The sequence below is a fragment of the Antrihabitans spumae genome (assembly GCF_043944905.1).
GTDB classification, from domain to species: domain Bacteria; phylum Actinomycetota; class Actinomycetes; order Mycobacteriales; family Mycobacteriaceae; genus Antrihabitans; species Antrihabitans spumae.
This window is the reverse complement of the sequence record NZ_JBIMSN010000062.1, coordinates 149,602-175,422: the sequence shown is the minus strand read 5'-3', so window position 1 is coordinate 175,422 and position 25,821 is coordinate 149,602. Positions and strand designations below refer to the sequence as shown.

24 protein-coding genes are annotated in these 25,821 nt (G+C 64.6%); 6 read left to right on the top strand and 18 right to left on the bottom strand.

What is annotated here, in order from left to right; genetic code table 11:
• Nucleotides 1-68 precede the first annotated feature (68 nt).
• The gene (gene glmM / locus ACHIRB_RS16090) at nt 69-1,406 is read right to left on the bottom strand and encodes a phosphoglucosamine mutase (protein ID WP_395112017.1); all 1,338 of its coding nucleotides are present in this window, start codon (nt 1,404-1,406) and stop codon (nt 69-71) included.
• A 168-nt stretch (nt 1,407-1,574) separates the two neighbouring features.
• Between glmM and ACHIRB_RS16085 the strand changes: the two genes are divergently transcribed.
• Nucleotides 1,575-2,576 (top strand): LLM class flavin-dependent oxidoreductase, encoded by a 1,002-nt coding sequence (locus ACHIRB_RS16085; RefSeq protein WP_395112019.1) that lies wholly within the window; start codon nt 1,575-1,577, stop codon nt 2,574-2,576.
• Between the two features lie 69 nt (nt 2,577-2,645).
• Here ACHIRB_RS16085 and rpsI read toward each other — a convergent pair whose 3' ends face one another.
• The 3 genes from rpsI to ACHIRB_RS16070 form a co-directional block, all read right to left on the bottom strand.
• A complete protein-coding gene (rpsI, locus tag ACHIRB_RS16080; RefSeq protein ID WP_395112020.1) occupies nt 2,646-3,164 on the bottom strand; it encodes a 30S ribosomal protein S9 in 519 nt (172 codons plus the stop codon).
• The gene (rplM, locus tag ACHIRB_RS16075; RefSeq protein WP_199703238.1) at nt 3,161-3,604 is read right to left on the bottom strand and encodes a 50S ribosomal protein L13; all 444 of its coding nucleotides are present in this window, start codon (nt 3,602-3,604) and stop codon (nt 3,161-3,163) included. The genes rpsI and rplM overlap by 4 nt, the downstream gene beginning before the upstream one ends.
• Nucleotides 3,605-3,842: 238 nt before the next feature.
• Nucleotides 3,843-5,585 carry a hypothetical protein gene (locus ACHIRB_RS16070; protein ID WP_395124129.1) on the bottom strand — a complete coding sequence of 581 codons (1,743 nt, stop codon included), beginning with the start codon at nt 5,583-5,585 and terminating at the stop codon, nt 3,843-3,845.
• Between the two features lie 172 nt (nt 5,586-5,757).
• On the opposite strand from ACHIRB_RS16070, the gene ACHIRB_RS16065 reads away from it, so the two are divergent.
• The gene (locus ACHIRB_RS16065; RefSeq protein ID WP_395124130.1) at nt 5,758-6,450 is read left to right on the top strand and encodes a hypothetical protein; all 693 of its coding nucleotides are present in this window, start codon (nt 5,758-5,760) and stop codon (nt 6,448-6,450) included.
• Between the two features lie 9 nt (nt 6,451-6,459).
• Here the strand turns inward: ACHIRB_RS16065 and ACHIRB_RS16060 are convergent, their stop codons facing one another.
• On the bottom strand, nt 6,460-8,835 hold the full coding sequence (locus tag ACHIRB_RS16060; protein WP_199703241.1) for an FHA domain-containing protein: 2,376 nt from the start codon (nt 8,833-8,835) through the stop codon (nt 6,460-6,462).
• Between the two features lie 75 nt (nt 8,836-8,910).
• Between ACHIRB_RS16060 and ACHIRB_RS16055 the strand changes: the two genes are divergently transcribed.
• Nucleotides 8,911-10,356, top strand: a complete 1,446-nt coding sequence (locus ACHIRB_RS16055; protein WP_372433115.1) for a neutral zinc metallopeptidase — start codon at nt 8,911-8,913, stop codon at nt 10,354-10,356.
• Between the two features lie 21 nt (nt 10,357-10,377).
• On the opposite strand, the gene ACHIRB_RS16050 is transcribed toward ACHIRB_RS16055, so the two are convergent.
• Nucleotides 10,378-11,190 (bottom strand): serine/threonine-protein kinase, encoded by an 813-nt coding sequence (locus tag ACHIRB_RS16050; protein ID WP_199703242.1) that lies wholly within the window; start codon nt 11,188-11,190, stop codon nt 10,378-10,380.
• Nucleotides 11,191-11,285: 95 nt separating this feature from the next.
• Here ACHIRB_RS16050 and ACHIRB_RS16045 point away from each other — a divergent pair, with 95 nt between their 5' ends.
• Nucleotides 11,286-13,382: a cation:proton antiporter gene (locus ACHIRB_RS16045; protein WP_395112025.1), complete on the top strand. Its 2,097-nt coding sequence runs from the start codon at nt 11,286-11,288 to the stop codon at nt 13,380-13,382.
• Here ACHIRB_RS16045 and ACHIRB_RS16040 read toward each other — a convergent pair.
• The 5 genes from ACHIRB_RS16040 to ACHIRB_RS16020 are packed head-to-tail and all read right to left on the bottom strand — an operon-like array spanning nt 13,345 to nt 16,898.
• On the bottom strand, nt 13,345-13,782 hold the full coding sequence (locus tag ACHIRB_RS16040; RefSeq protein ID WP_395112027.1) for a hypothetical protein: 438 nt from the start codon (nt 13,780-13,782) through the stop codon (nt 13,345-13,347). The genes ACHIRB_RS16045 and ACHIRB_RS16040 overlap by 38 nt on opposite strands.
• Nucleotides 13,779-14,900 (bottom strand): molybdopterin-dependent oxidoreductase, encoded by a 1,122-nt coding sequence (locus ACHIRB_RS16035; protein WP_395112028.1) that lies wholly within the window; start codon nt 14,898-14,900, stop codon nt 13,779-13,781. Before ACHIRB_RS16035 ends, ACHIRB_RS16040 begins: the two co-directional genes overlap by 4 nt.
• Nucleotides 14,897-15,550, bottom strand: a complete 654-nt coding sequence (locus tag ACHIRB_RS16030) for a methyltransferase domain-containing protein (RefSeq protein WP_395124131.1) — start codon at nt 15,548-15,550, stop codon at nt 14,897-14,899. The genes ACHIRB_RS16035 and ACHIRB_RS16030 overlap by 4 nt, the downstream gene beginning before the upstream one ends.
• Complete coding sequence (locus tag ACHIRB_RS16025; protein ID WP_395124132.1) at nt 15,544-16,242, bottom strand: TIGR04282 family arsenosugar biosynthesis glycosyltransferase; 699 nt, start codon at nt 16,240-16,242, stop codon at nt 15,544-15,546. Before ACHIRB_RS16025 ends, ACHIRB_RS16030 begins: the two co-directional genes overlap by 7 nt.
• Nucleotides 16,239-16,898: a glycosyltransferase family 2 protein gene (locus ACHIRB_RS16020; RefSeq protein ID WP_395112032.1), complete on the bottom strand. Its 660-nt coding sequence runs from the start codon at nt 16,896-16,898 to the stop codon at nt 16,239-16,241. Before ACHIRB_RS16020 ends, ACHIRB_RS16025 begins: the two co-directional genes overlap by 4 nt.
• Before the next feature lie 58 nt (nt 16,899-16,956).
• Between ACHIRB_RS16020 and ACHIRB_RS16015 the strand changes: the two genes are divergently transcribed.
• Both ACHIRB_RS16015 and ACHIRB_RS16010 read left to right on the top strand, forming a co-directional pair.
• On the top strand, nt 16,957-18,366 hold the full coding sequence (locus ACHIRB_RS16015; protein WP_395112034.1) for a hypothetical protein: 1,410 nt from the start codon (nt 16,957-16,959) through the stop codon (nt 18,364-18,366).
• Between the two features lie 16 nt (nt 18,367-18,382).
• Nucleotides 18,383-19,417: a sensor histidine kinase gene (locus ACHIRB_RS16010; RefSeq protein WP_395112035.1), complete on the top strand. Its 1,035-nt coding sequence runs from the start codon at nt 18,383-18,385 to the stop codon at nt 19,415-19,417.
• A gap of 32 nt (nt 19,418-19,449) precedes the next feature.
• Here the strand turns inward: ACHIRB_RS16010 and ACHIRB_RS16005 are convergent, their stop codons facing one another.
• The 7 genes from ACHIRB_RS16005 to ACHIRB_RS15975 form a co-directional block, all read right to left on the bottom strand.
• Nucleotides 19,450-20,505: an NAD-dependent epimerase/dehydratase family protein gene (locus ACHIRB_RS16005; RefSeq protein WP_395112036.1), complete on the bottom strand. Its 1,056-nt coding sequence runs from the start codon at nt 20,503-20,505 to the stop codon at nt 19,450-19,452.
• Complete coding sequence (locus ACHIRB_RS16000) at nt 20,505-21,302, bottom strand: S-methyl-5'-thioadenosine phosphorylase (protein ID WP_395112037.1); 798 nt, start codon at nt 21,300-21,302, stop codon at nt 20,505-20,507. Before ACHIRB_RS16000 ends, ACHIRB_RS16005 begins: the two co-directional genes overlap by 1 nt.
• Before the next feature lie 74 nt (nt 21,303-21,376).
• The gene (locus tag ACHIRB_RS15995; protein ID WP_395112038.1) at nt 21,377-22,828 is read right to left on the bottom strand and encodes an FHA domain-containing protein; all 1,452 of its coding nucleotides are present in this window, start codon (nt 22,826-22,828) and stop codon (nt 21,377-21,379) included.
• On the bottom strand, nt 22,825-23,268 hold the full coding sequence (locus ACHIRB_RS15990; protein WP_395124133.1) for a hypothetical protein: 444 nt from the start codon (nt 23,266-23,268) through the stop codon (nt 22,825-22,827). Before ACHIRB_RS15990 ends, ACHIRB_RS15995 begins: the two co-directional genes overlap by 4 nt.
• A gap of 4 nt (nt 23,269-23,272) precedes the next feature.
• Nucleotides 23,273-24,826, bottom strand: coding sequence for an FAD/NAD(P)-binding protein (locus ACHIRB_RS15985; protein ID WP_395124134.1), 1,554 nt, complete (start codon nt 24,824-24,826; stop codon nt 23,273-23,275).
• Between the two features lie 229 nt (nt 24,827-25,055).
• Nucleotides 25,056-25,337, bottom strand: coding sequence for a WXG100 family type VII secretion target (locus ACHIRB_RS15980; RefSeq protein ID WP_395112041.1), 282 nt, complete (start codon nt 25,335-25,337; stop codon nt 25,056-25,058).
• Between the two features lie 35 nt (nt 25,338-25,372).
• Nucleotides 25,373-25,699, bottom strand: coding sequence for a WXG100 family type VII secretion target (locus ACHIRB_RS15975; RefSeq protein ID WP_199703278.1), 327 nt, complete (start codon nt 25,697-25,699; stop codon nt 25,373-25,375).
• Nucleotides 25,700-25,821: the final 122 nt, after the last annotated feature.

The window sequence follows — 25,821 nt, the reverse complement described above, 5'->3', positions numbered from 1 at the left end:
CACCGGATCCCCACAAAACCCAACTACGAACTAAGACGCTTCCCGGACCCCACCGGTTCCACTCGAATTCAGACCGCGCCGACCAGTTCGGCGAGCTCGTCTGCAAGGCGCTGTGCGCGTTCGATGTCGGTCGCTTCCACCATCACTCTGACGAGTTGCTCGGTTCCGCTGGGCCGCAACAATACTCGGCCCCTGTCGCCGAGTTCACGTTCGACTGCGGCGACCGCGTCGAGGACCTTCGGTGCGACCGCGACCGCAGCCTTGTCGTTGACTCGAACATTGACGAGCACCTGCGGCAGCGTCGTCATCACCGAAGCGAGCTCAGCGAGCGACTTGCCGGTGTCCGCCATCCGGCCGAGCAAGCGCAGAGCGGTCAGCACACCGTCGCCTGTCGTCGAAAACTTCGGCAGCACAACGTGTCCGGACTGTTCACCACCGAGTGTGTACTGACCTCTTCGCAATTCTTCGAGCACGTACCGATCGCCGACCGCTGTAACCTTGAGAGTGATCCCCGCCTCGTTCATCGCGATATGCAGGCCGAGATTGCTCATGACGGTGGCGACGAGGGTGTTCTGGGCGAGTTCGCCGGATTCGCTCATCGCGACGGCAAGCACCGCCATGATGGCGTCGCCGTCGACGATCGCACCGGTTGCATCGACGGCGAGGCAACGATCCCCGTCGCCGTCGTGGGCGATGCCCGCATCGGCGCCGTGCGCGACGACCGCTTTCTGCAGATCGTCCATGTGCGTCGATCCGCAGCCGTCGTTGATGTTCAGTCCGTCGGGTGCAGCGTTGATCGCGATCACGTCGGCGCCCGCTGCCGCGTACGCTGCCGGACCGACAACAGAGGCGGCGCCGTGCGCACAGTCGACGACCACCTTGAGTCCTTTCAGACTCACCGGGCTTGCGACGCCGAGGTGCTCGACGTATTTGTCGCCCGCATCCGCGATCACATGGATGCGTCCGATCTCGGCGCCGGTCGGATGTCGAATCTCGCCGCTTTCGATGACGCTCTCGATCCGGTCTTCTGCATCGTCGTCGAGTTTGTGCCCACCCGCTGCGAAGATCTTGATGCCGTTGTCGGGCATCGGGTTGTGCGAGGCGGAGATCATCACGCCGAGACACGCCGCGTATTCGTTGGTGAGGTAGGCGACGGCCGGTGTCGGAACGACCCCGATGTCGATCACGTCGACACCGGCAGCCGTAAGACCTGCCGAGACGGCAGCGGACAACATTTCACCGCTGGCTCGACCGTCACGCCCGACAACCGCGGCAGGCCGCGCGCCACGTTGCGGGTCCGCGGCAAGCACCTGCGCGGCGGCGCCCGCTATCCGTAGGGCCAGTGCCGCGGTCAGCGTCTCGTTGGCCAGCCCGCGAACCCCGTCGGTGCCGAACAACCGCGCCATCTGTAACTCCTCGTATCGCTTGCGTACTTCTTCCAGCGCAGACCGTATCGCGCCCGCACCCGAGGCCATGCATCGATTCGCGATGTCTGTCGGTTATGTCACCCACAACGGCGCTCGCCTGGAAGCCCGCCACGGAACACGAAGCGTCGACTCAGCGTTGCCACAGAGGTGACTGTCCCACTCTCTGTCCTCGATCTGTCCCCCGTCGCGCAAGGGTCCACCGTGGGTGACGCCCTGCGCGGCACCATCACGCTGGCCAAGGAGGTCGAGGCGCTCGGCTATCACCGCTTCTGGCTGGCCGAACACCATTCGATGCCCGGCATCGCCAGCGCGGCGCCCTCGATCATGATCGGCCAGGTCGCGGCGGCAACCGGGCGAATCAGGGTCGGGTCGGGCGGTGTGATGCTGCCGAATCACGCGCCGCTCGTTGTTGCCGAGCAGTTCGGAACGTTGGACGCATTGTTCCCCGACCGAATCGACCTCGGAATCGGCCGCGCGCCCGGCACCGATCAGGTGACCGCCCATGCGTTGCGCCGCCAGGCCGACCAATTGAACGAGGACGAATTCCCGCAGCAACTGCTGCATCTGCGTGCGTTCGTCGACAACAGTTTTCCCGACGACCATCCCTACCGGGCGATCACCGCGACGCCGGGACTCGGAGCCAAGTTTGCGGTGTGGCTGCTCGGGTCGAGCACCTACAGCGCACAGGTCGCGGGCCTGCTCGGCCTGCCGTTCGCCTTCGCACGGCACTTCTCGCCTGCGCAGACGATGCCGGCGCTGCGGACCTACCGTGAAGCATTCCGCCCGTCGGAAGTCCTCGACGAGCCCTATGCGATGGTCACGGTGTCGGTTGTCGCCGCCGAGTCCGACGAACGTGCGCACTATCTCGCTGCGCCCCTCAAACTGACGATGGCTCGGCTGCGGGCCGGAAAACCGGGCCGCTTTCCGAGCCCCGAAGAAGCTGCGGCCAATCCGCTCACGCCGGAGCAGGAGGCGATCGTGCGGCCGTCCGCAGCCGGCTACATCGTCGGCGGACCCGATACCGTCCAGACCGAACTCCAGGATCTGCTCGCGCTGACCGACGCCGACGAAATCATGGTGTCGACGATGATGCATTCCCTCGACGACCGCATCCTCTCGTACAAGATCGTGCGCGACGTGTCGCTGTAGACCGAGCACACAAAAGCGGGCGCCCCCGTAGGGACGCCCGCTCTTGGACATGCTGCGTGTGGCTGAAGATCAGCGCTTCGAGTACTGAGGCGCCTTGCGTGCCTTCTTCAGGCCGTACTTCTTGCGCTCGACTGCACGCGGGTCACGCGTGAGGAAACCGGCGCGCTTGAGCGCGGGACGGTCGTCCGGGGTGACCTCGATGAGGGCGCGGGCGATGGCCAGACGCAATGCGCCTGCCTGTCCCGACGGTCCGCCACCGTGCAGCAGCACCACTACGTCGAAGGCTTCAGCGCGCTCGACAAGCACCAGCGGCGACTTGATGAGCTGCTGGTGAACCTTGTTCGGGAAGTAGTTCTCGAGCGTGCGGCCGTTCAGCGTGAACTGACCGGTGCCCGGTGTCAGGCGAACCCGGACAACCGCTTCCTTACGACGACCGACGGTCTGCACCGGACGGTCGATGACGATCGGAGCCGGTGCGGGACGCTCGGCAACCTCGACGTGCTCGACGTCGGTGTATTCGTCGGTCGCAACCTCGACAGCGAGGTCGTCTGCAGTCTCGGACACGTTCTGCTCTTCCGGTGCGGTCACTGGGCCACCTGCTTGATTTCGAAGGGAACCGGCTTCTGAGCCTTGTGCGGATGGTCCGGACCGGCGTACACCTTCAGCTTGCTGCCGATGACGCTGCCGAGCTTGTTCTTCGGGATCATGCCGAAGACGGCCTTCTCCACGAGACGAGCCGGGTTGTTGGCCAGCACCTCGCCGACAGAGCGGGACTTGAGACCGCCCGGGTGACCCGAGTGGTGGTGCAGGAATTTGCCGGTGAGCTTGTTGCCGCTGATGGCAACCTTCTCGGCGTTGATGATGACGACGAAATCGCCGCCGTCGACGTTTGCTGCGTAGGTCGGCTTGTGCTTACCGCGCAGCAAGTTCGCTGCTTGTACGGCAAGACGGCCGAGCACTACGTCAGTGGCATCGATGACGTGCCACGTGCGTGTGACGTCACCGGCCTTGGGGCTGTACGTAGGCACAGATGATCCCTGTCTGTTCGTAGGTGGTGCCAGCCAGACGAGCGGTCGAGTTGTACCCCCGGCGGCCAACTGAGACCCGGGGCTCGGTTTACACCGGGCATCGAACAACCCGGCGTACCGTACGCCAACAAGCCAGGGTACGCGATCGTCCGAGCAGGTCAAAACCGTCGCCGGCACCCGCGCGAGGGTGCCCTTGCAACCGTCAGCCGGAGTGAGTGCTCCCCTCACGCCGCCGACCTCAGCGTTTGTGTTCGAGCAACCTGCTGATTCCCAACTCGGCCAGGTCGTCCGCCCGCCGCGTGTCCAGGCTCGTGCCGCACGCGCGCAGCACGATATCGCCGGTGCGATCGGCGAGGCAGGTCACGTGCTGGACCCTGCCGATCGTCGAATTCGCCCGTGGCAGCAATCCACGCCAGGCAAGTCGGTCGCCACCGTGTGCGTCCAAGGACGGCTTCTGCCGCTCGGGGGTCGAGCCTGCTTGCAGCGGTGGACCTGGATCTTCGCCGTTCGATGGCACCGCGACGACGTAGCGCAGGTCGTTCGCGGCGCCGTTCGGGCAGTCCTGCACGCGGCCGAGGATTGCCGACATCACGCTGTCGGCAGTGTCCGGGTCGTAGTACATGGCGCGCAGCGCGAGTGCATCACCCGCGCGGTAGCCGTCGCCGTCAGCGGGTCTGTCCTGCGGCGCCTCGAACGACTGCTCGGCCGACACTCGCGCGCCGGCCGCCTCTTTGGCGGTGAGCGGTATCGATCCGCATGCCATCGACGTGAGTTCGGCGCCGGTTGTGACAGCGACGACGTCGTCCTCGATCTCTCTGGCGGTCATACCGTCGAATTCGTCGGCCGGCAGCATCGCGGCAACAACTGCCGCGCGAGCGTCCTCGGCGGACAGCGGTTCGGGTTCGGTGAGCCAGCGGAATGCCAGAAACGCCACGATCAGGGCAACAATGGCAGCACCAGCGACGATCAACGTGACCGCGTGCGCGCGCACTCCGTTGACCACAGGTTCGACCATCCGCGCCGGACCACTGACGTCCCACACGCTCGGCTGCCGATGCGACGCCGCGACGTGGCGAACGGTCGCACCGTGGTCGGCGGGCGACGGGGCGCCGAAGGCACGCGACGGTTCCGGCATCGCAACGGTCGAACTGTCCTCGCCCTCGCCACTCGCCCCGGCGACCAGTGCGGCGGCACCGATTGCGATGGCGTGCAACGGTTCCGCGGCGAAGACGAGGCGCCGACCGAAGTGATTCTGGAATGCGAACCGGAGCCGTTCGATGTCGACGATGTTGCCGATCAGCACGATCTGCCGCGCATCGGCGTCGATGTCACGCGCAGCGGCAACCACGTCGTCGACAACGGAATCGGCTGTGCGCGAGTCGTTGTGCGCGTCGCGAGGAAGAGCTACGTCGACGGATTCGGTCGGGCGCGACTCGTCTGCGTGTACGGCGACGACCAGCAGCGAGCGACCGTCGGAATAGACAACGGTTGCACCGATCTCGTTGTCCACGATCGCGCGTTCGCGGACGTAACCCGCGAGCGCTACCGATTCGGGGATCGGTTCGACGGCAATACCGATCGATTCGACGACCTCGGCGTAGGAGTCGACCAACTGCTCGGACCAGCTGTCGGGATACGGCAATGCGAGCACATCGGGGGTGCCGCCGAGGTAAGCCCGTATTGCTGCGACGGGATTGTGGAACCGGGCGCCGAACACCGCGTCGACGGGCCAGGTCGCACCCGCAACGACGATGCGGCTGTGCCCGAGGAGGTCGCGCACATCGGCGATCGCAGGGCCGATATCGCGTCGGCCGCCATCGACACCGCTGGTGTGTAGCTGTCCTGACGCATCGGCCAAAAGTTGCACGGGCGGTGTCGCCTGTCCGTCGACCATAAGCAACGTGGTGGGCTTACCGCCACCACCTGCGGCGACGGCGACTACATCCCACCCGAGATGGACCGCGCCAACGCTTTCGGACAAGATTCCCCCTGTTTCCCCGACACCCTGATCGAAGGGCTACCCCGACTCGGTATCTTGCCCGATCGAGCGAAACATGCACACCCCGACTGCTGCGACGAATACCGAGGTCGGCATCGACCTATAGTTGCGGCAGCCGATTCCGCACCCGTACCCGTCCGCGATCGAGGACTCGATGCATCGACCTGCTCCGACCCGCGCAACCTTCCTCACGGCCGGTGCGTTGGCACTTGCCGCCGTTGCCTGCGGTTGCACGTCCGCGCCGATCCCCGGAACGGCAAGTCAGGCACCCGACGGGCCCTATCGCGAACGGTTGATCGATCAGCTCGATCTGCCCCTACCGGTGTTCGACAACTGGGAAATCGTCGACGCCGCAAGGCAACCGACCCGTCAGGATCGGCACGCCGACGTTCGCGACATCTCGCCGCAGGACTGTGCTGTAGACGCAACGGGCACCCGTGCCGCCGACGACGTGATCTACGGTGGCTCCCGCTGGACCGGCGCGCAGGGGTCGGGGCCGAACGGCCAAGCGTTCACGGTGTCCGTTCACGCCAGCAATCCAGCGCAGACCGACGACCTGACGCAGTATCTGTCCGCTTGCGCGCAAACAGAATTCGAGACGTCCTCGGGTCGGGCCAAGTCGATTCTCGCGCGGACGTCAGCCCTGGAACAGGTCGGCTTCGACGAGGTGATCGGCTTCTCCGAGGTACGTACTCGAGGGCAGCAGACGACGTCCGGTCTCACGGTCGTCGGGCGCGCCAATTCTCTTGCGTTGGTACTGGTTTTCACCAATTCCGGGGATCTCGACACTGCCGACGCGACGGCGGTGTGGAAGGCAGCTGCAGAGAAGTTCGGCAAGAACGGCTGACGCTTGCCGTCACGATTTCGCTTTCAATCGCGCCAAGGTGAGAGCCGCAAGCAGACAGCCGAGCACAACGAGCATCCACACGTCGAGGAACCAGATCCCGGCACCGTGCTCCCACAACGAATCCGGCTTAGCCACCGACACGGTCGAGCCATCCGGGAGCGTCTTGCTCGGATCGATCTGCAGGTTCTTCAAGTCGATCGTCGACGCGCCTGCAGCGAAGCCCCAGCGCGCCGGGAACAGCCACGACAACTGATCGAGCACAACGCGACCGGTCACAGGAATCAGACCGCCGCACATCACCAGTTGAGCCATGATCGTCACGACGAGCAACGGCATGACCTGCTCGCTCGAGCGGGCCAGCGCGGACAGCAGCAGGCCGACCATCACACAGCAGCAGGCGGTCAACGCGATGTCGATGAACAATTCGAGGCTTCCGGACGGAAGAACCGATCCGGGGCCGGGCGCCTTCTTACCGGCGAGCACGATGCCGACGAGAACGATCGATTGCACGAACGCGGCGATACAGAACACGATGATCTTCGCGAAAAGGTATGCCGAGGGCAGCAATCCGACCGCACGCTCGCGCTGATAGATCGTGCGTTCGCCGACCAGGTCACGCACCGACAGGGCTGAGCCCATGAAGCACGCGCCGAGAATCAGCAGCGTCATGATCTGCTGAGGTTCGGTCAACGTTTCGGGGTCGGATCGGGTGAAGCCGTTCTTTCCGGGAACGACCAGCGACAACACACCGAGAACGAACGGCATGACCACCAGAAATGCGAGATAGCCACGGTCGGCAAGGATCAGCCGGAACTGGCGTCGCACCACCGTCGAGATCTGTTTGCTCGTACTGGTGTGCGCGGGTTGTCCCGGCGGGCCGTACCGCGGCGGTGGCGGTGGGGTCAAATGCGGGTTCCGCGCGCGGTAGGCCGCGAACACTCCATCCGGATCGTTGGTGACCCTGGTGAAGATCTCGGCCCAGTCCGAGCTACCGAGCGCAGCGCCGACCCCTTTCGGATGTCCGCAGTAGGCCGTCTTCCCACCGGGCGCCAGCAGCAGAACCTGGTCGCACATATCGAGGTGGGTCAGCGAGTGGGTGACAACGAGAACGACGCGACCCGCATCGGCGAGTTGGCGCAGCATCACCATGACCTGCCGGTCGAGTGCAGGGTCGAGGCCCGATGTTGGTTCGTCCAAGATCAGCAGTGACGGACTGGTCAGCAGTTCGAGTGCGACCGATGCTCGTTTGCGTTGTCCACCGGACAGCCGATCGACGCGTGTGTCCGCGTGCTCGGTGAGCGAGAGTTCACGCAGGACGCCGTCGATCACACGCGCTCGGTCGTCGGAGGTCGTGTCCGGCGGCAACCGCAACTCCGCGGCGTATCGCAACGCCTGTCGAACGGTGAGTTGGCGGTGCAGCACGTCGTCCTGCGGCACCATGCCGATGCGACTGCGCAGCGCTTCGTATTCGGCGTGCAGATTCCGGCCTTCGAAGTTGACGACACCACCCGACGGGCGATTGATCCCGGCGATGATCTTCGCCAGCGTCGACTTTCCTGCGCCGGACGGGCCGATCATGGCCGTGAGCGATCCCGGCGCCGCCGACATCGATACGTCGACGAGCAGTTGCTTGTTTCCTTCGACGACGAATCCGAGTCCGTGCAGACCCAGACCCGATTCGGCGGCGCCCCGCGCGCGTTGCCGGAGGGTGCCACCGTCGACGACGAAGTCGATGTTGCCGATGGTGACCGTATCGCCTTCGCGCAGAATGGCTCTCTGCGTTCTGGCGCCGTTGACGAAGGTGCCGTTGACGCTGCCGACGTCTTCGATCCCGAGACCCTGAGGTGTCGATACGAGCCGTGCGTGGCGCCGAGATGCCAGCACGTCGTCGACGACGATCGAGTTCTCCGCGGTCCGCCCGATCGTGAGACCGCCCGCCGGGATGCGACTCGGCAGGCTGACCGGCAGATCGGTTCGAGATTGCCGAACCGGCGGCAACGCCTGTGTACTTGCCCGCATCGTCATCTGCACGTGCGGCTGCGGCGGTTGCGGCGTCGGCCGACGTCCGGCACCCGGCGCATGCGGAACCAGAGCGATCAGCGGTCCGGTCGTCGCGTCACCGAGCCGAATCTGGATGGGCCGATCGATCCGAAGCGGTTGCGTCAGACGATGCGAGTCGACGAAGACTCCGTTGGTACTCCCACGGTCGGTCAGCACCCAGCCGCCCTGCCAGGTCAACACCGCGTGGACCCGCGATACGAGCGGATTGTCCACGAACACTGTGACTTCCGGCGCACGGCCGATGGTCACCGCCTTGCGCGAATCGCACACCCGGTCCACGCCGTCGACGCGGATCGTGATGGTGGCAATCGCGGGTGTACTCATAGTTGCGGATCCTATTCGATGCCGCCGCCGCGCACCCCTGACAGAACACGACTGGTTAACATAAACTCCCTTCCCGTGAACCTCGGTCGCTCCATCAGATGCGCGCTGCTCGGCCTCACCGCCGCGGTCGTCGTGAGCTGCGCAAGCACACTCGACGGAACCCCCGTCTCCATCTACGCGGACCCGTTCCGCGTTGCGGGGCTTCCGACGACATCGGGCCCGAACGGACTCAGGCCCGGCGCGCCCGCACCGACGCTCACTGCCGACAACGCCGACGACGGCGCCATCGACACGCTGGCGCTCAGCGCGCTCGAAGACATCGAAGCTTATTGGAAAGAGGAGTACCCCAAGTACTTCGGCGACCAGTTCGAGCCGGTGGACGGCTACCTCTCCTGGGACGCGAGCGATCGCAACAACCGCGAGGAGTTCTGCGAAGAATCGACGAGAGGCGTTGCGAACGCAGCCTATTGCCCGCTCGATCGCAAGATCGCCTGGGACAGAGGGGTATTGCTGCCCGCGATCGAGGAGCAGTTCTCCGATATTGCCGTCGTGATGGTGCTTGCCCACGAGTACGGTCATGCGATCCAGGACCAGGCCAACCTGGTCGGCAACAGGCGCGACGAAATCATCGTCGCCGAGCAACAGGCGGACTGCTTCGGTGGCGCCTTCATGCGCCATGTCGCTGAAGGTCGTGCGGCACATTTCACGATGAACACCTCCGACGGCTTGAACTCCGTTCTCGCTGCGACTGTTTCGATTCGTGACAGCGATCCGAACTCTCGCTCGGCTGTGCACGGTTCGGCGTTCGAACGGGTGACCGCCGTTCAGATCGGCTTCACCGACGGACCATCGGCTTGCGGAAAGATCGACCTCAGCGAGCTGGAGATGCGTCGTGAAGATCTGCCGCAGATGTTCGAGCAGGACGAGTCCGGCGAGCTACCTCCGACCGAGGACACTCTCGAATCCTTCACCAAGGCACTGGAATTGATTCTGCCGGTCGCGACGACTCCCGAAGTCGATTTCTCCGGCTCCGATATCGGCTGCTCGGATGCGAAGGCTACCGACCCGGTGTCCTACTGCCCGGAGTCGAACACGTTGGGCGTCGACCTGCCGTCACTGAAGAAGCGCGGAACGCCGATGACGATGGACTCCGGCGACGGCCTCGGCTTGCCCGTCACGGTCACCGGTGATTACAACGCCTACGTCGTCTTCGCCTCTCGCTACACACTCGCGAAGCAGAAGGAAGACGGTGACTCGCTCACCGACCCGAAAACGGCCCTGCGTGCGGCCTGCCTGTCAGGACACGTGACGGCTGTCCTTGGATCACCGACCGACAATCCAACCGCAGACACGTTCCGGCTGTCGCCGGGAGATCTCGACGAAGCTGTCTCGGGGCTGCTGACCGACGGCATTGCCGCCAGCGATGTCAACGGCGACACGGTACCGAGCGGATTCTCACGTGTCGACGCATTTCGTACCGGCGTACTCGGCGGCGAAGAGGCGTGCGGGCGGTACGCGTAGCTGAGGTCGAACAGCCCGCCCTCAGCGGATCAGTGCCGCAATTCGATCCGCAACTTCGGCGGCGGTTCGCGGCCGCATGCCCGGCTTGGCCAGACAGGACGCAACGAACTCGGCTTCCTCAGGACGTAGCTTCGCCGAGATTCGGGACTTGCCGGAATGCACAGCGCGGATCGCGAGCATCGGCTGCCCGACAGGAAGTTCGCCGTAAAGCCCTTCGCCGCTGAGCGCACGATTGAGGGTTGCGCCGATCGCCCAGATATCCGATGCCCGCGACGGCGTATCGCCGTAGAGCAGGCCGGGATCGAGGTACTCGACCGAGGTCGCAGGCGCCATGCTCGTCACCGTGTTCGACGAGTTGAGTACCCGCACCAAACCGAGGTCGGAGAGCTTGCCGCCGTTTTCGTCGACCATCACGTTGCCGGGCTTGATATCGCCGTGCACCATGCCTGCCTCGTGCAGTTCGTGCACAGCTCGAGAGGCGTCGACGAGTGCGCGCAGAATCTGATCACGAGTCAGCTGGTGTGTCGGCGCGGCCAGCGAGCCGAGTGGGAAGTACTCCATCGCGTAGAGGAAGTTGTCTTCGAGGACAGCGTCGTAGATTCGGACGAGGTAGGGCGAGCGCACCGCGGCAAAGGCGCGCAGTTCACGAACGCCACGGCGGTAGGCGTCCTCGCTCACTTGGCCCGCGAAGACCTTCAGCGCCACGCGGCCGTCCGAAAGGCCAAGCCGCTCAGGCGCTTCCGCGAGATAGAAGCGGCCGTGGTTGCCCTCGCCGAGCAACCCGAGAATGCGATAGTCCGCAATTGCTGCTGGTATTGCCGCGTCGACCGGCATTAGCGATACCTCGGATCGTGTATGGGTCCGGATTTCCGTCGAGAACCGGAAGCCTGGAATGGATTCGGAACGCTCGTCATGGTGAACTCTTGTGCGTGGAACATAGCGCGGCGGAGATTTTCGGTTACGTACTTCTGGATGTCTCGGTGATCATCGTGATCGCCAGACTCTTCGGCCGACTTGCCCGCGCCGTACGCCAACCGGCTGTGGTCGGCGAGATCGTTGCCGGCATCGCGCTCGGACCGAGTCTGCTCGGCGCACTGCCCGGCAATCTCGACACCCACCTCTTTCCCCCTGACGTCGTTCCCTCACTCAAGATACTTGCCCAGCTCGGCTTGGTCTTGTTCATGTTCATCGTGGGTCTCGAACTCGACGTCAAACTGATACGTGGTCGCGAGCGAACCGCGGGCAGCATCTCGATCGCATCGATCGTCGTGCCGTTCGCGCTCGGCGCCGCGGCAACGCTGCTGCTGCATCCGCTGCACGACACCGTGACGCTCGAAGACGACAAGACCCAAGAGGTCTCTCTGCTCGCGCTCGCCCTCTTCATGGGCGTCGCCATGTCGATCACCGCATTCCCCGTCCTTGCGCGCATCCTCGCCGATCGCAAGATGCACCGCACCACGGTCGGCGTGCTTGCTCTGGCCTCGGCAGCGATCGACGACATACTCGCGTGGACGCTGCTGGCTTTCGTCGTCGCGATCGTCAAGGGCGGCAGCCCCTTCGAGGTCGTCCGCATCGTCGCCCTGTCTGCGTTGTTCGCCGCCGTCATGTTCGGCGTTGTCCGCCCGCTCCTCGCCCGCCTTGTCGATTGGTACAACAAGGCAGGCCGGGTCACTCCCGACATGTTGGCAGTCGTCCTCGTCGGAGTACTCCTGTCCGCATGGATCACCGAGGAGATCGGCATCCACGCGATCTTCGGTGCCTTCGTCTTCGGCGCCATCATGCCGCGCGACAACGCGCACGAGATGACGCGGGAAGTGCTCGAAAAGCTCGAACAGATCAGCGTCCTGCTTTTGCTGCCGATCTTCTTCGTCGTCACCGGATTCGGCGTGAACATCGTCGGGCTGACCGCGGGCGCTGCGTGGCAACTGCTGCTGATCCTCGCCGTAGCGATCGGCGGCAAGTTCATCGGCGCCTACGTCGGCGCCCGGTCCCAGCGCATGCCTGCGCAGCAAAGTTCTGCGATCGCGATTCTGATGAACACCCGCGGGCTCACCGAACTGGTGATCCTGTCGATCGGCAAGGAACTCGGCGTCCTCGACACGGAACTGTTCACGATGATGGTGATCATGGCTCTGGTGACGACTGCACTCGCGGAACCGCTACTGCGAATCGCCTATCCGGAGAAGGCTATTCAGCGAGACATCGAGGCGGCCGCGAAGGCTGCGCTCGGTGACGAGCAGCTCTACCGGGTGCTGGTCGTCGTCGACGGTCCGCCCGGCGTGACGACCGAACGGATGCTGCACCTCGCCAACGCTGCCGCAGCAGGCCGTCACGCCGAGATTCTGATCTCCCGCTTCCTGCCTGCGGCCGACAACTCGGGACTCGAGATCGGCGCCGGACTCCCCGACCTCGCCGGGATGGCCCAGGCTGTTGAGGAACTCGAAACCTTCGCGGCACGTACCAGCGTCGGCGGCGCGCGGGTACGCGTGCTGTGCAGGTTCAGCTCGGCTCCCGGCACCGATCTTCTTCGTCAGCTCACTACCTCGGAGGCAGAGGTCGTCGTACTCAGCGCCGAGTGGACCCGGCGGAACAAGGACGCCTTCGACGCACTCGATCGCACGACAGTGTTGGTGATGTCGTCGGAACTGCCACAGGTCTGGTTCGAGTCGGGTACCGAAGCGGCAGTGGCCGTTTCGGCCGGCACGGCATTCGTGCGCGACGACGGATCGGCCGACGGCAGACGAGCCGTTCTTGTCGCAACCCGCGCTGCGACGAACAGCCGAACGGCGCTCACCGCCATTGCGACGGACTCAGGATCCAAAGCCCGCCGCAGACTCACCTATGCCCTCGAACCACTCGAGGCGTTGGACACCGCCGTCGAGGTGGCGTCCGCGACCGAGTGGTCGGCACCCGAAGGCGACGCGATCGTCGCGGCCGCACGTGTCATCGACCGGCTCGGCGGGTCCGAAGTCAGTGTCCGCGAAGAGATCACCGCGATTGTCGACGCACATATCGCGACGCGATAGGCAACGCGTCACGACGCAGCAACTCGACCGCGACGAGCCCCCACACGACGAGCAACGCGATCGCGAGGCCCGCAACATAGTTGCGGTCGAGAATCGTGGGGTTGACTGCTCTGGCGCCGCGTCGGGTAACAACGGGCACCGCCACGGCGACAAGGGCGACCGACGCGAGAGCGCCGACCGCGGTCGGCGCCCACCAACTGCGCGGCAGTACGCGGCGACCCGCGAAGCCGAGCGCGATGCACATCGGCGCAAAGATGGCGTCGTGCAAAAGAATTCCACCTGCGAACCACACGATGATCGACAGTAGCTCGGCACCTGGGTGTCCGAGGATCTGCAGGGCGCCGTAACCGATGGCGGCGACTCCTGTGCCGATCAACAGGATTCTGATTGCACGAATCATTGCTGCACCACCTCGATTCTCGACAGCCACTTGGTCTGCAGCACCCCAGGCCTGTTCGGTGCTATCAGCCTGCACGGATAGCCGTGATCGAGATCGAGTGGTGCGCCGTTCACATCGAGTGCGATGAGGGTCGACGCATCGACCACATGGCGTTGCGGCAGAACGGTCGTCGCGTACAACCCGGACCGCTCGAGCGAGACCATACGAACGTCGCCGTCAGGCAGGTCACCGACCGTCCGCAGCAGATCGCGAAGCACAACGCCCGTCCATACTGCCGAGGCACTCCAGCCCTCGACGCAGGCGATCGGCAGGATGGCCGACGTCTGCGGCAGCGCCGCCAATTCCGCTCGACTGAAAGTCCTTTGCGCGGTGCCGATATCGACGGTCAGCTCGAAATCCGGCGCGAGCGCCGACTGCTCGACACCCGCTTCGGCAGCGGTCCTGTTCACCGGAACTCCCTGCGGCCCTTCACCACTGCGTGGCGATAGCACCGCGAGCCGCCGTAGGTAGGGCACCGTCTGGCCCGCGACCGCGAGTGCCGCGAGGCCGCTGGCGATGCCTGCCCCGACCAGTACCGTTCTGCGCGACAGGCCACCCGCTTCGGTCTCGGTCTGCGCCGTTTCCACGGGCGCCGATTCCAGTGGACGCGTCAGCGCATCCCGGATGATCGGCAGTTTCACTGCGATGTGGACGAGCAGTGCACCGACGGCAACGTAGGCCATTGCATAGTGAGTTGTCGTGAAGAAGAAGGTCCACGGATAGAACTGAGCTGCGTTGAACAGGCCCGTGACAAGCTGGAAGACCAGCGAACCGACAAGTACCGCAATCGATCCGCGCTCGAGCGCGCGTACCGGCGAGCCGATGAGGGGCTTCTCGAACAGCTTCGGGTACACCGACCACAGCTTGACCAACAGCAACGGGATTGCGGCGACGCCGGTGATCACGTGCAGGCCCTGTGTCACGCGGTAGAGCCAGACCGGGTTGGCCGGCCACCAGAACCATTGCGGCGGATGCTGAATCCAGTGGCTGAGCAGTCCGGTCACGAAGCATACGAGGATCGCAACGCCGAGCACGAGACCGATCCGGCTCGCGACTTCCGGACCGCGCGCGGTCGTCATGCCGCTGCCAGACAGACGATGTGACGACCTGCGATTTCGACCTCGCGAAGCACTCTCAGTCCAACGGCGGCGCCGAGGCGCTGTGCACATTCCACGCCGACCGTGGCCCACGGATACCACGGACTGAACCCCGCAGCGGTCTCCAGCCGGATTGGACTGGAGACGATTCCCGTTCCAGGAGAGCCGAATTCGACGACCGCAACACCGCCTTCGTGCAATAGCGAGCGTGTCCTGCGCAGCGTGCGATGCGGGTCTCCCCCGATGCCGATGTTGCCGTCGGCGAGAATGGCGTAACTCCAGCGTCCCGCGCCGGGCAGCGCTGCGAACATGTCGCGTTGTATCGCGGGTCCACCACGCATCCGCGTCACCGCGACAGCCATGGGCGAGATGTCGACCCCGAGTGTCGTAATACCTCGACGAACAAGCCGATCCACCAGACGGCCTGGTCCACAACCCAAATCGACGGTCGGACCGTCGCAGTGGCGGGTCAGCTCATCGTCGACAGAGCGGTCGGATGCGGTGATGTCCGCGAGTCCGAACCAGCGGCGAGTCGGAAGCTGTTGGCGTACACCGGCCGCGGTCTGCAGCCAACACTTCTCGCCCGCCAGTGCCCTGGCGTAGATGTCGAGTTCCGCCGCACCGACTAACACGACTGTCCTGACACAGCAGCGGCGGCCGACAACCGGTTGGCAGTGGTGGCGAACTCTGACCTGGCAGGACAGAGTGCCGCGACGGCACCGACGTCCGCCGGTTCGTCCACATCGCGCAAGGTCGTAAGCCTGCGCACCCGCACACCGATACCATGCAACGCCGCGAGGGTCGACGCACAGGTGGTCGAGGTCGACATCGCGACCGTTGGCAAGACGCCGGCGGCGGCAGGATCGCGGAGTCCCAATGCCCACCAGCCACCGTCCTCCGCTGGACCTAACACGGCTGTACAGCTTGGGGCACAGAGTAATTCGGCGGATGCGGTCAGCAACCGGGCGTCGGCCTGCGGCGTGTCCATCCCGATCTGCAGAATGGGTACGCCGACGCGGAAGGCTGATTCACAGTGCGCGTTCGCCAGTCGCGTCCCGAAAGTCTCGCCGTGCTGTTCGATCACGTCGAATCCGGCAAGCGCACGACGAAGCTCGTCCGACCGTTGCGCTCGATCGAGATCACCCGTCAGAGCGACGATTCGGTGCGTGACCGACGCTGCGGTGACAGCGGCCAGGGTGTCCAGCAACGCGGCCGCGGCGAGGTCGGCGGCCTGCGTCGGTGACCACCGGGCTGTCAGTCGAGTCTTGGCGAGACCGGCGATCGGCGCTTTGGCCAGCACGAGAATTGCCGCGTCGACGTTCATCGGCTGACCGCCCAGAAGTCCGCGACAACCCGCACGGTCCCCAACACCGATCCTGAAACCTTCGATTTGCCATGACTTCTCGGACGATAGGTGATGTCGCGCTCCACCACCGTCCAGTCGTGACGTGCCGCCGCGATCAGCAGTTCCAGCGGATACCCGAAGCGTTGATGCAGCGGACCGAGCGAAAGGTAGGACGCTCTGCGGGCAATACGCATCGGCCCGATGTCGTGCAGCGGTAGACCGTACCGCTGTCTGAGCCGAAAAGCGATGATTCCGTTCCCGATACGTGCATGCAACGGCCAACCGCGTCCCCCTCTGCGACGACCGACGACAAGGTCGACGCCACTGTTCAACAATGCCGCGAGGCGCGGCAGATCAGCCGGATCCATCGAGCCGTCGCCGTCGAGCACTGCGATCACTTCTGTTGTCGCAGCATGGATTCCGGCCTGGACCGCGGCGCCGTAGCCGCGCTCGGGCTGGCTGAGAACACGCGCTCCGTGTGCGCCGGCAACCTGAGCGGTGTCGTCCTCGGAGCCGTTGTCGACGACGAGCGCGTGAAATCCCTCCGGCAGCGCAGCAAGCACGGCAGGTAGTGCGCCTGCCTCGTTCAGGCACGGAATCACGACTGTCACGTCGAGCGGTGCCGATCGGTTCATGATCTCGACGGTATCGGTGCGCACCCCGTAAACGCATCGTCGAAGCGGTGACGAAACGATGACGGCGAGGCCGCGAGAGGAGTTTCGGCGACTGGGTCGTTCGACCCGGGCCTATCGTGACGACGTGAAGCTTTCCGTGCCGCAGGCCCTCAGCGCTGCACCGACGGTCCGACGGGATCTGATCGGCGCGGGCGCAGCAGTGGTGCTCGTTGCTGTGGCATTCGTCGTTCCGCTCGTGGCAAGCGAAGAATGGCGGGGCACCCTTGTCGCGCACACCGCCCCGATCTTCGGGTTCTGGGAACCGCATCTCGGTTGGGGTAGCGGGCCAGCACTTGCAATTGCAGTACTTGTGATCGGATTCGGACCGCGGATCGCGGCGCAGGCATCGTGGCGAATGTTATGCGCTGCAACCTATCTCGGGGCACTCGGCTGGGCGATCGCGCTTGCACTTATCGACGGCTGGGAGCGAGGCTTCGTCCGCCGACTGACCGATTCGAACGAGTATCTCGCCGAAGTCGATGGGGTGAACGACATTCCAGCGATGCTCCGCGGTTTCAGCGACCGCATCCTCGACTTTCGACCCGATTCCTGGACGACCCATGTGTCCGGCCATCCGCCAGGCGCCCTCCTGAGCTTCGTCTGGCTCGACCGGATCGGGTTGTCCGGTGGGGCATGGGCAGGCACCTTCTGCGTGGTTGTCGGCTGCAGCGCTTCGGTTGCCGTGCTAGTCGCAGTTCGAGCCCTCGGCTCGGAAGCACTTGCCCGCTCGTGCGCGCCGTTTCTTGTACTTGCGCCCGCGGCGGTCTGGATCGCCGTCTCGGCCGATGCCATGTTCGCCGGTGTCACCGCATGGGCAATCGCGCTCCTGGCCGTTGCGGCGACGCGACAGGGTCGGGGCGCTGTATGGATCGCCGCAGCGGCGGGTATCGGCTTCGGGTTCGGGATCTACCTCAACTACGGCATGGTTCTGATGGGGGTTCCTGCCGTGTTCGTTCTCGTGGCCACTCGCAACGTCAGGCCCCTGCTGCCCGCACTCGGTGGCGCACTGATCGTGGCGGCCGTCTTCACCGCATCCGGATTCTGGTGGCTCGACGGATATCACCTCGTTGTCGAGCGCTACTACCAGGGCATCGCGTCTCTTCGGCCGTACAGCTATTGGGTGTGGGGCAACCTCGCCGCGGTGGTCTGTGCAACAGGTCTCGCGGTCCCCGCGGCGTTGCATCGTCTGCCCGCGAATCGATTCGGCGGCAACGGTGTACCCATGCTGGTGGCCGGGATGCTGTGCGCAATCGTCCTGGCCGACCTCTCGGGTTTGAGCAAAGCAGAGACCGAGCGCATCTGGTTGCCGTTCACCATCTGGCTGTTCGCTGCCTGCGCACTGCTCCCAGAGCGACATGCGCGTCGCTGGCTGGTTGTCCAAGCCGCAGGCACACTCGTTCTTGTCCACCTGATCTTCACCAACTGGTGAAGGCGGAGGAGCCACAATGCCAACGAACCTCGTCGAGATCGTGCTCTACACACTCGTCTGCTCGATACCCGTCGTCCTCCTCGGGTCGGTCGTTCTGCACCGGGGGCGCAACCTGTCACTCACCGCAAGCATGGCCGCACTGGTCCTGATCCCGACGCTGGCAACGTTCGCCGGCGTGATCGGCGTGAGCGGGCTGATGTTCACGCAGGAACTGGAACGAACCGCCATCGTTCTCGCCGTCGTCGCGATCGTCACCGTTCCGGCAGCCGTTGCACTCGGCCGCTACCAGGCGAAACGGACCGTCTGGGAGAAGGAGATCCGCGAGCAGGAACGTGCTGCGGAGAAGTCGCGACGCGAACTTGTCGCCTGGGTCAGCCACGATCTCCGAACTCCGCTCGCAGGAATCCGTGCGATGGCGGAGGCGCTTACCGACCGGGTAGTCGACGATCCCGCCGATATCACGCGCTACTCGGAGCAGATCGTCCGTGAGACGGACAGGCTCGCCTCGATGGTCGACGACCTCTTCGAGATGTCCAAGATCAACGCGGGAGCGCTTCGGTTGACGTTGGAGACTCTCGACCTGCACGAAGTGATCGACGAGGTGGTCGCCGCAAGCAGAGCGTCCGCGGAGCGGGCACAGGTCGAACTACGTGCCGAGCAACCGGGCCGACCGATCTTCGTCGCAGGCAGCGACCACGCGCTCGGCCGAGTTCTGACGAACCTGGTCACCAACGCGATCGCGCACACACCGCCGGGCGGCACTGTCGAGATCTCGGCGGGAACCGACGCCGGTCACGCATGGACCCGTGTCGACGACACCGGCACCGGCATCGCCGACGAGGACCTCCTGCGTATCTTCGAGGTCGCCTATCGCGGGACGACGGCACGCTCCCCCGTGGCGAACGGTGGTCTGCCTGCAGGAAGTGGCATGGGACTCGCGATTGCCGCGGGTCTAATCGAGGCACACCACGGCAAGATCAGCGCCTCCAACCGGGCGAGCGGATCGCGGTTCGAGGTGGTGCTCCCGCTGGCCGCCGAGCCTGCTTCGTAGTCACCCTGCTCCGTGGTTGCACCGATCTCTGGTTATACCGAAGGGCTCGACTCCGCCGCACGCGCCCGCAACGGTGCATCGGCGAAGGCGGCGAGCCCATCGGCAGGACGAGTTGTCGCACGAAAACCGAGCCGAGCGTAGGCGCGCGCGGGGTCGGCAACCACGTGGCGCACGTCGCCAGGGCGGTACTGCCCCGTCACGACGGGGGCGGGTCCGGCTGCGGTCTTGGCCAGGATGTCGGCGACCGCGCCGATCGTAATAGGTTGTCCGGAGCACACATTCAGCGCCTCGAACCCGCCCAGGGCTGCTTCGATCGCAAGCCGGTTCGCTACCGCGACATCCTGGACATGCACGAAATCACGCGTTTGCGCTCCGTCTTCGAAGACCGCGGGCGCCCGCCCCGCGGCGAGCGACGACCGAAACATCGCGGCGACGCCGGAATACGGTGTGTCCGAGGGCATCAGGTCGCCGTAGACATTGTGATAGCGCAGTGCCGTCACACTGCCACCGGTCGCCGCAGCCCACGCTGACGCGTAGTGCTCCTGCGCCACTTTGCTTGCGGCATAGGTGCTTCGGGGGCGCAGAGCAGCCTCCTCCGGCACCAGGTCCCAACTGGTCGCATCCCCTGAGATAGGACACCGGTTGTCGAAGCGACCTGCGTCGAGATCGGCCGTCGTTCGTGGCAGCGGGTCGACAATTCCGCACGTGTCACACCTATACCGACCTTCGCCGTACACGACCATCGACGAGGCGAGAACGAGTCGCTCACACCCTGCCCGATGCATCGCTGCGAGTAACACAGCTGTGCCGAAGTCGTTGTGACTGGCGTAGGCGGGAGCATCGTCGGGTCCGATGCCGGAGCCGACCACAGCCGCCTGATGACACACGACGTCGACGCCCGTGAGTATGTCGTCGAGGCCATCGGAGTCGCGAACATCGATGCGCTGCAACCCATCCGGTGCGGTCCCAGCCGGATGCGCGGACGGCAGCAGTGCATCGATCTCGATCACCTCGTGCTTCGCAGCACGCAACTCCGACGCCACGTGAGCTCCGATGAATCCGGCGGCGCCGGTCAGCAATATCCGCATCACGGCAGTTCGAACGGAAGGACGACACCATCGTGTACTCGACACTGCGCGCACGTGTCGTCGCCGTCGACGCGGGCAATCGCGTCGGTGAGAAGTTGCTTGAAAGGGCCTATGTTGCGCTTGAACTCCGCGAAGACGTCGGTAGCGTGGACGCCGGTTCCGACCTCGACGCCCGCATCGAGGTCGGTCACCAATGCCACAGCGGCATAACATATTTCGAGTTCACGGGCGAGCACTGCCTCGGGATGGCCGGTCATGTTCACCAGTTCCCAACCCTGAGCAGCGAACCAACGGCTTTCGGCTCGGGTCGAGAATCGCGGACCCTCGACGACCACCATGGTTGCACCGTCGCCGACGCCGGGCCGCGCAAGCGCAGAACGTAATTCCGCGCAATACGGATCGGCAAACGAGACGTGGACAGCGCCCTTGTCGAAGAAGGTCTGCGGCCTACCCGAGGTGCGGTCCACAAGTTGATCGGGAACGACGATGCTGCCCGGACCGAGGTCTGGGGTCAGGCTGCCGACCGCACACGGCCCGAAGATCCGACGCACGCCCAACGACCGCAAAGCCCACAGATTCGCCCGATACGGAACGGTGTGCGGCGCGTACTCGTGCGACCGACCGTGCCGCGGCAGAAAGGCGACTGTCCGATTCCCGATCCGACCAATCGTGATCGGCGCACTCGGCGGCCCGTACGGCGTCTCGACGGCGACCTCACGTGCGCCGGCACCGAAGAAGTCGTAGAACCCGCTGCCGCCGATGACAGCAAGGGTCGGCGTCGAGGCATCACTAGGCATGGCAACGATTGTGCCCGTCCTCGCCCCGCGAAGCTTTGCCGGTCCTGTAACTGCCGGTCCTGTAACCGCCGGCCCTACAACTGACCGTGCGGAGAATCGAAGGTCACGGTCCGTCCGCCGATCATCACTTCCGATCCAGGTGTAAGCAGAAACGGTTGCCGCGGTGGCAGTCGATGCCAATCCAAAGCACCCGCGACGCGAACGTGTGTGCCGTTCGTCGAACCGCGATCGACGATGGCGACGTCCCACTCGATAAGGCGGAATTCGGCGTGCGCCCTCGACATCCCACCCGAGGAGTCGGACAGCCGAATCGGAGTGAACCCCGCCCGCGCCGCATCCGACGTCTCCGGCTCGCGGCCGAGCACGCAATCACCGTCGAGAATGAACGTGGTGCCGTCGTCGACGACCAGCAACCCGAGCGGTGGTCGGGTGTCTTCGGTCAGAATTCCGGTCAACTGATCCATGCGTAATCCGCACACGCGGCAGAACGCAACCCGCGGATCGTTGAGATGTGCTCTCGCGCACTTGAATCCGCGGACCTTGACGCCGACGACGCCGAGTTCGGTCTGTTCACGGGACCTGTCTCGCCTGCTTGTGCTGCCGTCCGGCAGCGGTTGCCTGCGTGGCTCCGGTTCGTCGGTTATGTCGATACGTGCCGAGAGAGCGGGTGGTTTCAACAGCGCGTTGACCCGGGCAGGCACAACCGTCTCTGCAAGCCCCGGCTCGGGCGCGCTTGGCAGCCGTGGCACCGTCGCCGGTTCCGGGTGGACGTGACCATGGCCGTGCGCGTGGTCGTGGTCGTCCTGCGGGTCGGCTGTGTCTTCTGTGTCGTCGACGTCGTCATCGTCGTCGGCGAACGGATCGAACTTCGGCATCATCGCCGTACTTGGCAGGTCGTCGTCCGCCAACGCATCGACCTTCGACATCATCGCGGTGTCGGGCAGATCGTCGGCAGGATCCGGCCGGAGAATCCGCTTCAGCAAACCCGGTGGCCGCTTCGTTTCCGTCGTCGGCTCGGTCAGCCACAGCACGGCGCCGACACCGGGCGCGACGCCCTCGGTCAGCGCACTGATCCCACGCTCTACGGGAAGGGTGGGTGGCGTGCCGGATTCGTCGACGAAGAGGCCTGCGATGGTCGGCGCGTCGACGATGCGGTCGACGGTGAACGCCGCATCGTTTCCGCGGATCGTTTCCTGCTCGCCGCTCCCGGTGCCGATCACGGCCGTGACGCCCCCGTGCAAGAACACGGCAAGTCCGTTTCCAGCAGGCGACAGCACTCCGAACTCGACGTCGTCGTCCTGGTCCACAACCCATCTCGTCGCGAGCCTGGCAAATGCGCGACCGGGTTTACGCGCGTCCATGGACGCTGCCTGCTGCACCAGATCGTGCAGGGCCTGCCAGGTCTGCGCGGCGGAGGAGCCTGCGGTCAGTGCCGACGAGTCGCGATGTGCAACGACGACAACGACTCCCGCCGTCGACGCAACGAGATGCCGACCCGGGACAATTTCGACCTGCCCTGTACTCACAGGAACCTTCCTCCAGAGAACCGCCACCGATGGAAGACAAGTCGCATCGGTCCGTTCACGATTATCCAGAATACGAGCCAGGTGACGATGAACTGGATCAGAAAGGCCGTCAACGACGGCCGTAGATGTTCAGGAACCACGATCGTCGTGTAGCGAACGAGTAGCCAAACGAGAATGCCCTCGTTGATCATCGTGAGCAGTCCGAACAGCGTCGGCCAATCCTTCTCCCACCGGAACTGCATCAGAAAGTGGTACAGCAGTTCCCACAGGACACCGACCAGAACCACGGTGAGCAAGACGCTCAGCGTCACCCGGTAGGCCTGCCCGATGCCGAGGTCACCCGTCGGCAAGATCGGGGTAATGAGCAGTGCGACGAAGAAGCCGATGATTCCGAGGCCGAGGACGCGAGTTTGAATGCGTCCGTTCAGGGTTGGCAGCATTGCCTCAGATCCTCTTGTTTCTGGCCCACAGCCACCATTGATGGGTCGACCGCAGCGGTCCCATTCGATTGACGAAACCGTTGGCCGCGAGGTCGTCCGCGATTTCCTGCGCGGCGATCTGCAGTCCCAGGAACGTATCCACACCGGGAAAATACCCGCCGAGCGTCGCTGTACCCGACGCGTAGATGCGGCCGGTGCCGCTTCGCGTCCCGACGAGTTCGAAGGTCCGCGCAACGTCGAGGCGTCCGACCGGGTTTCTGCCGGCACCGGAATGGTCGAGCAGATCCGCAAGAACGCGATGCTCACGGATGTCAGCTTCGAGGCCCGTGCAATCGACCACATAGTCGACCGGTGTATCGAACGGCTGCGTCGGCGGTGGAAACGGCAACGGCGCCTGCGGATCCGGGACGATCGTCGAGATGACACCCTGCCCGTTCGGGGCCGGACGCAGATCGCGGGCAGTTCCTGCCATCACCTGATACCAGCCCTGAGCGCGGCCGCGGCGCAACTGCTCCTGCCAATTCTTCCGGACCGGCGTGTTCGTGCCGCCCATCTCCTTGTAAGCGCGGGCGCGTTCCTCACCCTCCAGGTTCCGCATCTTCGCCTTCAGCTGACCACCCCACACCGACTTCGGGTAGTTGAACCCCTGATAGGCCCAGCCGTCCTTACCTTTTCGACGTTTGAACACGCTCGGTCCATGCGGCGCGTTCACGTAGGTGCGGAACAGATGCAGAATGTTGGTCTGCAGACCGAGACGGTCACGATCGTCGATCAGCCGCTGCAGCACCCGTGACGCGACGATGCCACTCCCCCTGATCATCACGGTCCCGGGGCGACGCTGCAGCGCCTGATACATGTGCTCGTGCGGCTCGTAGGCGTTGACGACACGCGTCGGGTCGCGGTACTTCTCGCGGTACTCCTGCAGATCGTCGAGCAACTTCAGCCCCGGATATCCGATCGCGACGTGAACGTACAAGCTGCGGAACCCGATTCGTTTGGTCGGTGCCGAACCCGCGGGTGGTGTGAGGATCGTGAAGTATCCGCCGCCGGCACGCCGGCGAATCATACGAACGATGCCGTTGCGCAGCGACTGCCCGTACCCGACCCGGTGGAATTCCTTCTCCATCGACTCGAACGCCTGACCCGCGCGCGGCGTGTAGTAGTCGGCGAAAATCGGCTCGAGAAACACTTGGGTCAGCGGCTTGAAGAATCCGCCGACACTGTTGGCCGACAACGCTTCCCGCACCGCGTACGACGGAAATCCCCAAATATTGTCCGGCATCGACTGCGAGTCCGAACGTAGCCGTTCGACTCGCGGGATCTGCGACACCTTGGTCAAGTACTCGTAGCTCGACCACGGCACCTGCTGGGGACCGAGTACCGCCATCGCCTCGGCCGGGACGCCGTAGATCCGCAGCGTGTCGAAGGTGACGAACGAGCCGATCCCGCTGCCCACCGTCACGAACGGTACGTCCACGATCGGAATCCCTGCCTGGACCACCAGATCGTCGGTCCAGACATCGGTGTCTATCAGTGTCTGATTGAGATCCCCTCGCATTTCGGCGATGCTACTCGGCCCACATTGCCCCCGGGTGGTTCCGAGGCCGACCGATACCCACGACCGAGTTGGTCGACGTCGACAACCAGCAGAGTTCGCAGGCGCAGGAGCACTTCGGGTACCTGGAACCGCCGACATCCGGTGGCGGCCATAGCCATCGGCTACCGAGACAGCGATGCGCCCGGCAGCGGATCCAGCTGCCGGGCGCGGTGCTCAGTCGTACGGACCTTCAGGCCCACTTCATGGCTTCGCGACCCTCTGTTGCCTGCATACCCGAGTTGCCGTCGCGGACGACGTTCGCGATCTTGTTGAGTACCTCGACCAACTGCTGGTGCGCTTGATCCCAATCGCGCTGCACCGACTGATAGTTCGCCTGCGCCTGACCTTCCCACGTAGCGGCGAGCGCAGCGACGTAACCCTTGAGCTCGTCGTGAGTTTCGTTGAGTGCGACCGACCGCGAACGCAAGCTGTCCGACATGGCGTCGATCTCACCGAATTTGTAATCCAACATTTCGGTATAACTCCTTTGGCGTGTAGGTGTGGACGTCAGGCTTTGATGTCGAGCAGCTGCGAAGAAGCTCCGGTGCTGTGGATCTGCTCCTGGTTCGCCTGCTCGGCGACGTCGTAGCCCTTGCCGTTCTCGCGAATGCGATCGGCGATGGTCTGCAGGCTCCGCTGGATCTTCACCGAGGCCTCGTCGTACTGCGTCATCAAAAGGCGGAACGCGGTGCCAGCGTCGCCCTTCCACGCTGCGCCGGAAGACTCGGCCTGCGCCCTGACATCGGCGATGTATCGCTGCATCTGCCCGTTGACCGTCTCGACATGTCCTGCCGCTGCTTCCATCGCGCCGACATCGGTAATCACACCTGCCATCACGAACTCCTTGTCATACCGTCCGGGTCGGCACCCCCCGCTGGACTGCCGATTCGTGCCCTACATCTGGTTGGACGTCGGTCGAGTCCAATCGGTTCCATCTGTTTCGAAAGTCGCGAACC